Annotated in this window: 15 protein-coding genes; 7 read left to right on the top strand and 8 right to left on the bottom strand. The window is 45.9% G+C overall.

All coding sequences use genetic code 11. The features are described 5' to 3' along the window. Positions 1-35: 35 nt before the first annotated feature. A complete protein-coding gene (locus NYE20_RS04395) occupies positions 36-899 on the bottom strand; it encodes a DNA-3-methyladenine glycosylase (RefSeq protein ID WP_049140612.1) in 864 nt (287 codons plus the stop codon). A 117-nt stretch (positions 900-1016) separates the two neighbouring features. On the opposite strand from NYE20_RS04395, the gene corA reads away from it, so the two are divergent. Both corA and NYE20_RS04385 read left to right on the top strand, forming a co-directional pair. Continuing rightward, complete coding sequence (gene corA / locus NYE20_RS04390; protein WP_003233650.1) at positions 1017-1976, top strand: magnesium/cobalt transporter CorA; 960 nt, start codon at positions 1017-1019, stop codon at positions 1974-1976. Between the two features lie 98 nt (positions 1977-2074). After that, complete coding sequence (locus tag NYE20_RS04385; protein ID WP_072173376.1) at positions 2075-2935, top strand: NAD(P)-dependent oxidoreductase; 861 nt, start codon at positions 2075-2077, stop codon at positions 2933-2935. A gap of 37 nt (positions 2936-2972) precedes the next feature. Here the strand turns inward: NYE20_RS04385 and pdaA are convergent, their stop codons facing one another. After that, a complete protein-coding gene (gene pdaA / locus NYE20_RS04380) occupies positions 2973-3764 on the bottom strand; it encodes a delta-lactam-biosynthetic de-N-acetylase (protein ID WP_003244439.1) in 792 nt (263 codons plus the stop codon). A 100-nt stretch (positions 3765-3864) separates the two neighbouring features. Then, positions 3865-4050 (bottom strand): SE1561 family protein, encoded by a 186-nt coding sequence (locus tag NYE20_RS04375; protein WP_072173377.1) that lies wholly within the window; start codon positions 4048-4050, stop codon positions 3865-3867. 144 nt (positions 4051-4194) lie between these two features. On the opposite strand from NYE20_RS04375, the gene yfkAB reads away from it, so the two are divergent. Further along, complete coding sequence (yfkAB, locus tag NYE20_RS04370; RefSeq protein WP_003233655.1) at positions 4195-5316, top strand: radical SAM/CxCxxxxC motif protein YfkAB; 1122 nt, start codon at positions 4195-4197, stop codon at positions 5314-5316. After that, positions 5317-6159 carry a mechanosensitive ion channel protein MscC gene (gene mscC / locus NYE20_RS04365; protein WP_010886444.1) on the top strand — a complete coding sequence of 281 codons (843 nt, stop codon included), beginning with the start codon at positions 5317-5319 and terminating at the stop codon, positions 6157-6159. A 38-nt stretch (positions 6160-6197) separates the two neighbouring features. Here mscC and NYE20_RS04360 read toward each other — a convergent pair whose 3' ends face one another. After that, complete coding sequence (locus tag NYE20_RS04360; protein WP_003233657.1) at positions 6198-6992, bottom strand: YfkD famly protein; 795 nt, start codon at positions 6990-6992, stop codon at positions 6198-6200. Positions 6993-7062: 70 nt separating this feature from the next. Beyond that, positions 7063-8118 carry a calcium/proton exchanger gene (gene cax, locus NYE20_RS04355; protein ID WP_003242902.1) on the bottom strand — a complete coding sequence of 352 codons (1056 nt, stop codon included), beginning with the start codon at positions 8116-8118 and terminating at the stop codon, positions 7063-7065. Positions 8119-8285: 167 nt separating this feature from the next. On the opposite strand from cax, the gene NYE20_RS04350 reads away from it, so the two are divergent. Then, complete coding sequence (locus tag NYE20_RS04350) at positions 8286-9461, top strand: MFS transporter (protein WP_003243008.1); 1176 nt, start codon at positions 8286-8288, stop codon at positions 9459-9461. 198 nt (positions 9462-9659) lie between these two features. On the opposite strand, the gene NYE20_RS04345 is transcribed toward NYE20_RS04350, so the two are convergent. From NYE20_RS04345 to yfkJ, 3 genes are read right to left on the bottom strand one after another with little or no spacing between them, the layout of a single operon-like run. Beyond that, entirely contained in the window at positions 9660-10487 is an 828-nt protein-coding gene (locus tag NYE20_RS04345) for a YihY family inner membrane protein (protein WP_161621428.1), read from the bottom strand. 23 nt (positions 10488-10510) lie between these two features. After that, positions 10511-10831, bottom strand: coding sequence for a hypothetical protein (locus NYE20_RS04340; RefSeq protein WP_161621427.1), 321 nt, complete (start codon positions 10829-10831; stop codon positions 10511-10513). A 17-nt stretch (positions 10832-10848) separates the two neighbouring features. Beyond that, a complete protein-coding gene (gene yfkJ / locus NYE20_RS04335) occupies positions 10849-11319 on the bottom strand; it encodes a protein-tyrosine-phosphatase (protein WP_019712686.1) in 471 nt (156 codons plus the stop codon). Between the two features lie 202 nt (positions 11320-11521). Between yfkJ and NYE20_RS04330 the strand changes: the two genes are divergently transcribed. Together NYE20_RS04330 and NYE20_RS04325 are read left to right on the top strand one after the other, a co-directional pair. Further along, the gene (locus NYE20_RS04330) at positions 11522-11737 is read left to right on the top strand and encodes a DUF1128 domain-containing protein (RefSeq protein ID WP_010330293.1); all 216 of its coding nucleotides are present in this window, start codon (positions 11522-11524) and stop codon (positions 11735-11737) included. A 91-nt stretch (positions 11738-11828) separates the two neighbouring features. Beyond that, entirely contained in the window at positions 11829-13019 is a 1191-nt protein-coding gene (locus NYE20_RS04325) for an MFS transporter (protein ID WP_161621426.1), read from the top strand. The last annotated feature ends 31 nt before the right edge of the window (positions 13020-13050 follow it).

The following is a 13050-nucleotide window of genomic DNA, read 5'->3' as shown; positions in this document are numbered from 1 at the left end:
ACACGTTTGCAGGATTTCCTTCATTGTCAGATGAATTATTCTATACTTCTCCACAAATACAAAGACGCATAGCTTAAATAAGGCTCCCACTCCTTGCTCATCGCCAGCATGACATCCTTTGCCGGCTTATCGTCCAGCTGAAAATGGCGTTTGATCGCATTTTGGAGGCCGATATCGGCAAGCGGGAATAAATTGGGACGGCCAAGTCCGAACATGAGGACGTTTTGCACAGTCCACGGGCCGATACCCCTGATTTTGATCAGTTTCTTCATAATGTCTTCATCCGCCATATGCGGCAGCTCTGACAAGCTGAGTGTGCCTTCTGTGATCATCCTTGATGTATCAATGGTGTATTCCGCTTTTCTCATGCTGAATTGCAGATCACGCAGATCCTGATAATCGAGTTCTGCAATCGTTTCCGGCTTTGGGTAGCACCACACGCCATCCTTCTGCTCGCCAAACGCATGAACAAACCGTTCTGTTAGCGTGTAAGCGAAGGAAAGATTGAGCTGCTGGTGGATAATGCATTTCATCATGCAGTTGTACACGCTGTAGTCCAGAACAAGCGGCGTCCCGGCATGCTCTTCAAAAATGGCGGACAGGCTCGTTTTTGAAAAATGATCCAGAACGTGCTGCAAATGATTTTCCCATTGAAAAATCCGCTTGATTTCCTTCATCATTTCTCCCTGATCCGTTTCCCCGCTGACGAGGAACTCAGGCTCGCCCGCATGGCCTAACGCCTGTACCTTTACAATACATACGTCCCCCGCTTGATTTCTGATTGGCACACGGACTTCCCTAGCCTCTCGATCAACAGCATTGAGGGGGTCTAAAGACAGCCTGTCCAGCACGCGGTCAAAATGATACGGAGGCGTGACAGATACTTTTTCCTTCCACATGAGATCCACCCTTTTTCCGTTTTTGTTCAGTATAACATGCCGCTTGAATTAGGCAGAGAATACCGTATACTTTTCTCATAAAGACCGCATGATATAATGGCAGGTGGAGGGTTGTTTATGATCAACATTACCGCAATCACAACAGAGCATCAGCTGCTGAAAAATATACCGATCGAACGAGTGGAACAGCCTGATATTGCATGGTACTGGGTTGATTTTTACGGCCCGGAGGATACGGAAACGGCGTTATTGAGAGATTTTTTTCATTTTCACCCGCTTGCCATTGAGGATTGCTTCCAGCATATGCAGCGGCCGAAGCTTGACCATTATGACGGCTATCGTTTTTACGTGATTCATGCGCTGAATAAGGAAACACTTGAGACGGAGGAAGTCGATATCTTTCAAGGCGAAAAATTTGTCGTCACCTTTCATTTACACGAAACGCCCGGTATCGCTAAAGTCCGGGAGCGTTTGTATGCTTCACCGGATATATTGAAAAAAGGGCCCGGGCATATTTCTTATATGATCATGGATCAGCTTGTTGATGAATATTTTCCTCTCGTGTATAAAATTGAAGACCGGCTGAATGAAATTGAAGAAAGCCGTCCCCACAAAACGTATGGAACGCTGATGAACGAGGTGTTTGATCTCAGAACAGACCTATTGCATTTGAGACGGACGATTATCCCGATGCGTGATTTGCTCTACCGGATTTTAAGCCTTGACCATGTGAAAGAGCAGCGGGAAACGAAAGCCTATTTCAGCGACATATATGATCATTTGTTAAAGTTGTCTGAAATTGTGGAATCCAACCGTGACATGACGTCCGACTTGCGTGACAGCTACGTGACGCTAAACTCAAACCGGATGAATGCGATTATGATGACACTGACGATCGTATCAACCATTTTCATCCCGCTCACCTTTATTGCCGGTGTATACGGTATGAACTTCGACTTCATGCCGGAGCTGCATTGGAAATACGGATATTTTGCTGTACTTGGCCTGATGGCCGCGCTTGTGATCGGGATGCTGATTTGGTTTGTACATAAAGGATGGTTCAATATTTTTAAATGAGGACAGCGAGCAGCTGTTCTTTTTTGTTGTAAGCCGATCGCTATGCATATTCTGTTCATATTGTTTATAATGGAAAAAATATTCAGGGAGTGATCAGATTGAAAATTGCTGTCATCGGACTCGGCAATATGGGACAGCCCATTGCCCGAAATGTTCTTCAAGCAGGCTACGAATTGACTGTCTATAACCGGACGAAACAAAAGACAGAAGAATTTGTCACAAAAGGCGCACAGGCAGCTGATACGCCGCGGCTGGCGGCAAAGTCCGCTGATATTGTAATTACTATGCTTGCAGATGATGATTCTGTCAGCGCCGTGACATTCGGAGAAGACGGGCTGCTTGAAGGATTAGCAGAGAACGGCATTCACATCTCGATGAGCACAATCAGTGTTGAGTTCTCAGAAAAGCTCGCAGCAGCTCATGCAGAGAAAGGACAATTTTTTCTCGCCGCTCCTGTTCTTGGCAGACCGGATGCCGCAGCCAAAGCCGCGCTCCGTATCATAACAGCCGGACCGGCGGAAGCAAAGCAAGCTGCCAAGCCTCTGCTCGACAGCCTGAGCCAGCAGGTATTTGACGTCGGCGAAGAAAGCAAGACGGCAAATGCAGCCAAAATCAGCATCAATTTCTTGCTTGTGTCCATGCTGGAGGCGTTATCTGAATCCTTTTTAATGATGGAGAAATACGGCTTAGAACAAAAACAATTTTTAGAAATCGCCAGCGCGCTCTTTGGTTCTCCAGTCTATCAAAATTACGGAACCATTATGGCCGAGCAGAAATTTGAGCCGGCCGGCTTCAAAATGTCTTTAGGGCTGAAGGATACCAACCTGGCACTCGCCGCCGCAAAACAGGTTTCTGCAAATCTTCCTCTTGCCGAGCTGGCCAAGAGCCATTTTGAAAGCGGGATTGAGAAAGGCTTCGGGGATCTGGACTGGGCCGCACTGATTAAATGTTTAAAATAATAAAAAGCCTCTCCGTTTAAGGAGAGGTTTTTCTCTTTTACAAAGACGGCAGCCTCATTTCTTTCTCAAACATCAGATCATCAATGCTTTTAAAAGTGTAGCCCTGTTTTTTCAGATCTGTAATCGCGTCATCCAGCGCTTCTGCATTGTCCCTCGATACGGTGTGAAGCAGGTAAATGGCTCCCGGGTGCGCCTGCTTGATCATATGATCGTAGGCATATTTCTTTCCCTTTTGGTTGTTGATTTTCCAATCAACAAAAGCGACCGACCAGAAAACGGTTTGATAGCCGAGGCGTTTCGTTTCTTTCAGTACGTACTCACTGAACACGCCGCGCGGCGGACGCAAGTACAGATTGTCCTGCTTTCCCGTAATTTTATAAACCTCTTCGTTGACTGAATCAAGTTCATCCTGAATCTGATCAGCTGTTTTTGTCGTTAAATCCGGATGGTGAAAGGAATGGTTGCCGATAATATGGCCCTCATCTGACATACGTTTGATCAGCTGAGGCTGGTCCTTTACGAAATGCCCGGTGACAAAAAACGTTCCTGTTACGCGATGTTTTTTTAAGACATCAAGCACTTTTGGCGTATAGCCATTTTCATATCCGTTATCAAACGTTAAGTAGATCGTTTTTTCCTTTGTATTCCCTAAATAAAACGCGTCATATTTTTCAATTAAACTGTTCAGCTGCTTCCCGGCATCTGGCGGCTGATGATTGACACTTCGTTTAAAGCCCCAATTAATCGGCTCATTCGGCACCGCTTCCGCCTGTGCTGCACCTCCGGCAAGCAATACGGCGGCGCAGCATATTGAACACATCCACTTCATGGCCAGCGCTCCTTCTGCATTTTTTCTTATTTTACAGATAGGGGCTTTGTTTTATACTGTTGCTTTATGCCAATAAAAAAACCGCGGCGGGCGCGCGGTTTTATTCCCAATCTTTTTTAAAACGTTCGTATTTGGCTTCCAGGTCATCAAGCATGCTGATAAGCCTGTCTATATCTTCAACGTCGGTTGCTTCAGGGTCTAATGAATCGATGACGTTCATAAACATGTCAAGTCTGTTCTTTAAATAATCAATCTGCTGAACTTTATTGTTTACGGCGTTCCCCATTCTGTTCCTCCATTCATTTTTTAATATGGTAGCTCATTTTTTGCCGTTTTTCAATCACCGCGCTACTTGCGATCTTGGCAAATCAGGTCTAAAATTAACTGTTGGCAGCGTTAGTATGCCCATTTATAAAGGAGTTAGATAGTCATGACACAAAACACGAAGCTGCGTCCGATTACGCCCGAGTTTGACCCTTGGGAAGCCTATATGGATGTTGACCAATACGGAGACATGCAGCTGACAAACGTTGAATTCACAACGACGACACTGTGCAATATGAGATGCGAGCATTGTGCTGTAGGCTATACATTGCAGCCTAAAGACCCGAATGCTCTGCCAATAGATCTTCTGTTAAAACGGCTGGAGGAAATCCCGCGCCTCAGATCCATCAGCATCACAGGCGGAGAGCCGATGCTTTCGTTGAAATCAGTAAAAGAATATGTTGTTCCTTTATTGAAATATGCCCATGAACGGGGTGTGCGGACACAAATTAATTCAAATCTGACCCTCGACATCGAGCGGTACGAATGGATCATTCCGTATCTCGATGTGCTACATATTTCTCATAACTGGGGTACAGTTGAAGATTTTGCTGAAATCGGCTTTGCCATGATGGACAGAAAACCGACCTTCGAACAGCGCGCGCGCTATTTTGAAAAAATGATCGAAAACAGCCGCACGCTCGTGGATGCCGGAGTAATGGTATCTGCGGAAACGATGCTGAACAAACGAACACTTCCGCATATTGAGCATATTCACCGCCAAATCACAGAAGATATGAAATGTCAGCGTCACGAGGTCCACCCAATGTATCCAAGCGATTTCGCAAGCGCTCTTGAATCCCTCAGCCTGAAAGAGATGAGACAGGCCATTCACCGCTTGCTGGATATTCGTGATGAAAATACGTGGATGCTGTTCGGAACGCTGCCGTTTTATGCCTGCAGTCCGGACGAAGACGATCAAAAGCTGCTTCGCCGGCTTCGCGCGGCGAAAAACGTCACAGTGCGAAATGACCCTGATGGCCGGTCCCGCCTGAATGTGAACATTTTCGACGGAAACATTATCGTGACCGATTTCGGTGATACCCCGCCGCTTGGCAACATTCAGACGGACAGCCTCCCTTCCGCCTATGAAAAGTGGAGAGAGACCAAACTTGCGAAAGAACTAAGTTGCCACTGCCCGAATGTCCGGTGCCTCGGACCGAATGTTCTTGTCAAAAACAGTTATTATCAGGATACAGACTTCACAAAACGTCAAGCCAGGAGTTAGATGCGGATGAAAGAAACACTTACGGAGATTTTTCAAAATAAAATCGTCGATATTCTCCTCGTTGCCGTTATCCTTTGGATCGGTGTCTTTATCATCAACCGGCTGGTACAGCTGTTTTTTAAACGGACGGATTTTATTGAAGAAAAAAAGGAAAAAACGATTGAAAGCCTTGTCCGTTCTGTCACCCAGTATACGGCGACAATTGGTTTTATCTTTTACGTTATTTCTTTATTTGTGCATGATTTCGGCAAGATATTGGCCGGGGCGGGCGTAGCAGGTATCGTGATCGGTTTTGGCGCCCAATCGCTGATCAAAGATGTGCTGGCTGGTGTGTTCTTAATATATGAACGCCAGCTGCACAAAGGCGATTATGTCACCGTCAACAACTTGTTCAACGGGACAGTGGAGGAAATCGGCCTCCGCTCGCTGCAAATCCGGGAATGGAGCGGGAAGCTGCTCACCATCAGCAACGGCGAGGTCAGACAAATAGAGAACTATAATATTGATTTTATGCGGATTACCGAATCCTTTCTTATCAGCTTTAAAGAAGATCCGGACCGCGTGTACAGCGTGTTGGAAGAGGCATGTGACATGCTGAATGAAGAGCTTCGTGATTCATTGAAGCGGGATGAATTCGGCAATCCGACAGAACCGTTTCAAATCCACGGCATCACCGCATTGAATAAAATCAATCGCGGCGTCGAATTTACGGTTAAAGGCATGGTGAAAGATGATGATTATTTCAGTGCCAGCCTTGCAGTCAGACGGGTTCTCGTTCGCCAGCTCTACCAAAACAATGTGCAAATGCTTGAGGAAGCGGTCCGAATCGAGAGAACCCAATAAACAAAAAAACTGATTCCGAGTTGGAATCAGTTTTTTATTTATCTTGGCAGTGAGGAAAGCTGAAAGCCAAATGTGACATGATCTTGAACCGGAATCCACGCGCCGATGCCCTGTGACGTGACATTTTTCACGACGAGTTTTCGTTTATTTCCTTTCAGCACTAAGTACACTTCTCCGTAAGTCACTTTTCCTTTTTCATTCACAGCCGGTGCATATGCATGTAAATAACCGATTTTTTTAGGAGCGACTTTATAAATCTGATCCCGTTTTGTGCCAGCCCCAATGACCGTCTCAAATGCAAGCGGAAGGTTCGTTTTCTTCATTGCTTTTTGCATCATCATGCTTTTGACATCTTCAGCATTTGGAACTTTAGCTGTCAAGCCGCCCTTCACTCTGTACTGCTGTTCCTGGGCATAATGCATTTCAGCAGTTTCTTTCCCGCCGCGGTTATCCGCACGGTTTGTATTGATTTTTTTATATTCCCAGTTTGCGACTGTTTCATTTGATTCATAGCCGAGCGCCCATTTCCCGAGAAATATTGTCGCCCGGTACCCTACTGCAAGCGGTGTGCCGGATATGTTGGATTCATTCAGCATTTTGATGAGATGCGGATTTTCAATCTTTACCTCAGAATGATCGAGCAATTCCTTTGCCAGCTTGCTCGGCTGAAGCATTGGCTGATCCTGTGAAGCATTCGGATACGTGTTTTCCTTTGAAATGCTTGCGACAGAATTAGGAACCTTAAACTGCTTTTTCGCGTGGATGGGCTGAACGCCGAAAAAACTAAAGAATAACAACACGATAAGTGTGGAATGAAATAGCTTTTTCATCATATCACTCTTTCTATGGCATTTTCCCTTAGTCTTTTCATCCCGCTTTGTTGTTATCCATCATTTTTTCAGGTTAAAGAAGGAAAAAGCCGATCGCCATAATGACATATGCAGCAAGCAGTGTCGCCCCTTCAAACCAGTTGGAATCCCCGTCATTCGAAATCGCGATCATCAAGAGAACCGCTGATACCATCGCGACAAGCTCAGGCAATGTAAATACAAGCGGCATGCTTGTCGGAAAAAAGATAGAACAGATGACGAGAACCGGTGCGACAAACATAGCGATCTGCAGCGTAGAGCCGACTGCAATTTCAACCGCAATGTCCATTTTATTTTTGAAGGCCATAATAATCGCTGACGCGTGCTCCGCCGCATTTCCTACAATCGCCACGATGATGACCCCGATAAACAGCTCGCTCCACCCGAACTGTTCAGCCACCGAGTGAAAGGTATGGACCAGGTTTTCGGATATGTATGCAACCACAATCGTTGCCGCAAACAAGACAATCGTCGCAACCTTCCCTGACCATTCCGGCTCTTCCTCTTCTTCAGTCTGAGCGGCATTATTCGGCTGATAAACGCCCCGATGCGTGACAAGTTTAAAGTACAGCGCCGCCACATATAACAGAATCATAATGATGCTGATGCCGATGCTTAAATTGAGCTTGCTGGCGTTTCCCATACCAACAGAGAATACCTCCGGAATCACAAAGGCGACAATGATGGCAAAAATCAGAAGCCCGGAGTTATGGCGGGCATCATGGATATTAAATTCCTGCCGCTTATATTTTAAACCGCCGACAAAAAACGATAGGCCCGCTACCAGCAGCAGGTTCCCCAGCACTGAACCGGTTAAAGAGGCAAGCACGATTCCTGTCAGGCCTTCTTTTAATGCAAAAAGGGAAATAATCAGCTCCACCGCATTCCCGAAGGTTGCATTCAACAAACCGCCGATACGCGGTCCTGCAATGATGGACAGTGATTCTGTCGCCCTCCCCATATAGCTTGCAAGCGCGATAATCGTCACGCAATAAACGGCAAATAGAACCGCGGAAGGCCAATGCATCAAACTGCCAATCACAGAAAGCGGAACACCGGCCGCCACTAAAATAAAAAAGATACGATTCATGGTGAAATAGCTCCTTTTTTATGACTTGTTTTATTTTTATTCTTCACAAAAACCTTCATGATTACACGAGGGCAAATGTATAGCGTGATATAGGCTTTTTTCAGGTTGCCTGCTTTTGGAAAACATTGTACGATCAACATAGATTCCACATAAGGAGAACTGACACGATGTCACGATTTCATTTCTTTATCCTTGTCTTGCTCGTATCCATTTCCGGGTTTTCACAAGGCATGCTGCTGCCTGTCATTTCAATCATTTTTGAAACAAATGGAGAATCCGCTGCTATCAACGGCCTGCACGCGACCGGGCTGTATATCGGTGTGCTTTTGGCTTCGCCGTTTATGGAAGCGCCGCTCAGAAAGCTCGGGTTCAAGCCGCTGATCGTCATGGGCGGAAGCATTGTCATTTTAAGCTTATTCGGATTTATTTGGCTTCAGTCAGTTTGGGTCTGGTTCCTGCTTCGCCTGTTCATTGGAATCGGCGACCACATGCTTCACTTTTCTACGCAAACGTGGGTGACCTCCATGTCATCAAAACAAAATCGCGGAAGAAACCTGTCTATTTACGGGCTTTCCTTTGGCCTTGGCTTTGCCGCAGGCCCGTTCATGGTGCCGCTTGTCAAGCTGAGTCCGTCGCTTCCTTTTATCGTGTCCGGCTGCATCAGTCTGTTTGCGTGGCTTTTTGTTTTCTTTCTACAAAATGCATACCCGGAAACCAGTCCTCATGAAACCAAATCAGACAATAGTTTCAGGCGATTTTATCAGGCCATGCTGTTTGGGTGGGTTGCCTTTATGCCTACATTTGGCTACGGCTTTCTGGAAACGGCGCTGAACGGAAGCTTTCCGGTGTACGCGCTCCGTTTGGGGATATCAGTAGACGCAGTAGCGATCATCCTTCCCGCATTTGCGATTGGAAGCATTATCTTTCAGTTTCCGCTCGGCATCCTCAGCGATAAATACGGCAGGCGGAATGTGCTGCTGGTGATTTTACTGACTGGGGCTCTTTGCTTTTTCATCGCCGGTGTATTTCCTTCGCCTTACGTGATCGGCGGCTGCTTTTTTATTGCAGGAATGGCAGTAGGATCAACCTTTACACTTGGCATCAGCTATATGACAGATCTTCTTCCGCCTCATCTCCTGCCGGCGGGAAACCTGCTTTGCGGCATTACATTCAGTCTCGGCAGCATCCTCGGTCCGGTTGCCGGCGGCTGGTATATGCAGACATTTGAAAGCGCAAACTTGTTCTACTTCATTACTCTCACGCTTAGCGCTGTGTGGCTGGCCCTTGTGCTGGGCAAACCGAAAAGCTGGTCACCGGCTGAAACCTATTCTTCATCTTCTTAATCAAAAAGCCTCCCGACATCATGTCAGGAGGCTTTTATGCTAATGGTAGCCGTTTTGTCCGTTGGCGCTTCCGCTTGTTTTATGGCTCGATTTGCTTTTCGAATTTTGTTTGTTATGGCTTCCGCCTTTTTTCGTATGCTTGGTCATCACGATATCCCCCCGACTTCTTTTTGAACCGAAGTTCGTTTATAGGGTGCGCTAATGGTAGGGATTTTCATCAGGAAGCTTTTTACGTTTATGTAAAAGAGCGTTGATTTCTCCGCCTAGGATAATTAAAATGCCGCTCAAGTAAAACCAAATCATCAGAACGATGATTCCCCCGATGCTCCCGTAAGTGGCGCTATAGTTCGCAAACGTGCTGACGTAAAATGAAAACAATGTGCTGACAACGATCCAGCCGATGGTCGCAAAGACCGCACCCGGCATGACAAACCGGAGAGACAGCTTTTTGTTCGGCGCAATCACATACAGCGCGGAAAAAACAATCAAAAGCACAAGCGGGCTGACACCCCAGCGAATGGTGGCCCAGACGGATAAAAACAGATCCGACGCGCCGACAAAGTCAGAAGCGAGCCTTCCAATCTCCCGGCCAAATACCGGCAGAAGCAAAGCCACTAAAATCGTAAATACCATGGCAATCGTCAAAAAAATAGAGGTTAGACGAACAATGATAAAAGAGCGGTTTTCTTCCACATCATACGCGTGGTTCAGCGACCGGACGATCGCGTTCATTCCATTAGACGCAGACCATAATGCGGCGATAATCCCGAATGACAGCAAACCGCCATTTCGATTATTTAAGGTTTGATGGGTAATGGATTCAACGAGAGACATCGCACTGGCGGGAGCATATTGTTCTATGACTCCTAAAACATCATCGGTAGAAAGCGGAAGATACGCGGTGAGCGTCAGCATAAAAATCAAAAACGGAAACAGTGACAATAGAAAAAAATACGCCAGCTCCGCTGATTTACTTTGTCCTTCATGAAGGGTGTATCTGCTGAAAAGCTCTTTCAAAAAACTCATGTCGTCTCACCTCGCATGTTTGATCATTTTTTTGAAAAATGCTCTTTCGTTTCTTGCACGAGTTCCATCACTTGCGGCGTTGTTTTCTTCAGCTCTTTCACCTGCTGGTTCACAAAGTCGACTTCCTTTGAAAGCGTTTGGGCGAGCTTTTTGGCCTCATCCACTTTTGTGATGACAGTGTTTTTTAACAGCTCCGGATTGCTTTTATACAGTGAAAGTTTATGCTTGCATGTCAGCCATCTCATGCCGCACGCCTGTCTTGTCGGCTTATGGAGCAGTGATAACGCCGCGCCTGCCACAGCTCCGAGAAATATCCCTTTCAGCATTAAACGTTCGTTGTTCATGCAAATTCTCCTTTCACTCACAATTGTTTTTCTTTTTGAATAGACGCAAGCAGATGCTCACAGCCCGATTTGATTAATTGGCAGACTTCTTCAAAATTCCCTGTGTAGTAAGGATCGGGAACGTCGGCAAGATCTGAATCTTCAACATAGTCCAAAAGCCTTTTGATATGTGAGGTGTTTTTAAATCCCGCCATGCTTCTGAGACTTCCGATATTTTCTGCATCCATTGCAATGATGTAATCAAAATCGGCCAGATCCTGTTCGCTGACTTGTCGCGCCAGCATGCCATCAAAGCTGATTCCTTCTCTGCGCAATATCTCCTGCGTTCCCTCATGCGGCGGATTGCCGATGTGCCAGCCGCCGATTCCCGCTGAGTCCGCCTTGATTTTCTCCTCTAATCCTTTTTTGGCTGCAAGGTCCCGAAAAATCGCTTCCGCCATCGGAGACCGGCAAATGTTTCCTAAACAAACAAATAACACGCTTATCATGTTGTCCAACCTCCCTATTCTTTGCCCCTATTTCTCTAAAAAGAAACCTTCATGATTATCTTAGTAGGATGTTCATTTCCTTTTCAACTGATGTCTTCACTTTTTTGGAATAAACAGCCTGCTTTTAGAATAGGGTTTTTTTCTGATGAAATTCTGTTAGAATAAAACATACCTATATTGCGCATAGAAAGGATGGAACCATTTGTCCAGCCCAAATACAGAAACATTAACTCAAATGATTGAAGAGATTTCCCAAAAGCTGAACATGCTGAACGTCGGCGTAATCAAAGCGGAGGATTTCAGTGATGAGAAGATTGAAGACCTCACGTACCTTCACAGCATGGTGATGAAAAAAGAATCATTCAGCCCAAGTGAAATGCAGGCGATTGCTCAAGAATTAGCCTCGCTTCGTAAATAATGAGACTGGCCGGAATCTCGGCGAGTCTTTTTTATCATTTCCCCAAACCAAAACAGCAAAGTGTTCGAATAAGATTTGAAGGAGTACAAGCATGCAAACGACATCTATCAAAACAGCATCCGGAATGTATATCAACTACTTCTTTCTGGGGATGGTCAACATCATTCTCGCATCCAATATGTCTTCATTAACAAAACAGTGGAATACCGATCCGACCGGCATCAGTTATGTCATTGCCGCTATCGGGTTTGGCAAACTGCTGACATACGGCATTTCCGGAGTTCTATCAGATAAAATCGGCAGAAAGCCGCTTGTTGTCGCTTCTGCGGGAATTATGGCCGTCTTTTTAGTCGGTATTCCTTTATCACCGAGCTATGAGCTGGCGTTTGTGTTCGCCTTATTAGCCGGAGTAGCAAATTCAGCGATGGATGCCGGAACATATCCGGCCCTAACCGAGCTCTTTCCATCTGCTTCCGGTTCGGCGAATGTCTTGGTCAAAGCCTTTATGTCTGTCGGGGCCGCACTTTTGCCGCTTTTGATCACATTTTTAGCAGACCACAGCATGTTTTACGGATTTGCTTTTTATCTGCCGGCAGCGGTCTATCTCCTGAATATTATTTATTTATCAACGCTTTCGTTTCCTAAAAAACATAAGAAACCAACTAATAGCGGCCAACAGGAATCTCCCGTTTTCTTGTCTGAACCCGTTTTTCAGAAAGAAGGCACCGCACTGATTATCATCGGTTTTACATCCACGGCTTTATTTACGGTTTCTCAAATCTGGCTCCCGAGCTACGCGCAAAAGGCAGCCGGTTTAGCTGAATCAGCATCTGTACAATTGCTGAGCTATTATAGTATAGGATCTCTGGCATCTGTTTTATTATTAGCCGTTTTGCTGAACAGATGGGTCAAACCTGTCTTCATAACGCTCTTATATCCTATTATTACTTTATGTACGCTCGCAGTCATGCTGACCGTTCATATCCCAGTTGTGCTGGACATCACTGCCTTTTTCTTAGGCTTTTCAACTGCGGGTGTGTTTCAAATTACCATTACGTTAATGACAGAGCTTTTCTGGAAGCGAAAAGGAACCGTTACCGGAATTGTAGCGACCGCTTCAAGCCTTGCATCGATTCTGCTGCCGATTGCAACAGGGCTTATCGCAAAAGCGGGGGGCATCGCCCATATTTTCATATTCGACTTCGGCATTGCGGTCATCGGAACGGCTGCAGCTGCTTTCTTGTATTACAGGTACAAGAAACTGACAGGTCCCCAGGCCTAAGCAACAAAAAAACGGACGCCCAAGAGCGTCC

Source organism: Bacillus sp. FSL R5-0416, assembly GCF_037975425.1.
In the GTDB taxonomy this organism is placed as follows: domain Bacteria; phylum Bacillota; class Bacilli; order Bacillales; family Bacillaceae; genus Bacillus; species Bacillus subtilis.
The sequence above is the reverse complement of the archived record's forward strand: the minus strand, read 5'-3'. Positions and strand labels throughout refer to the sequence as shown.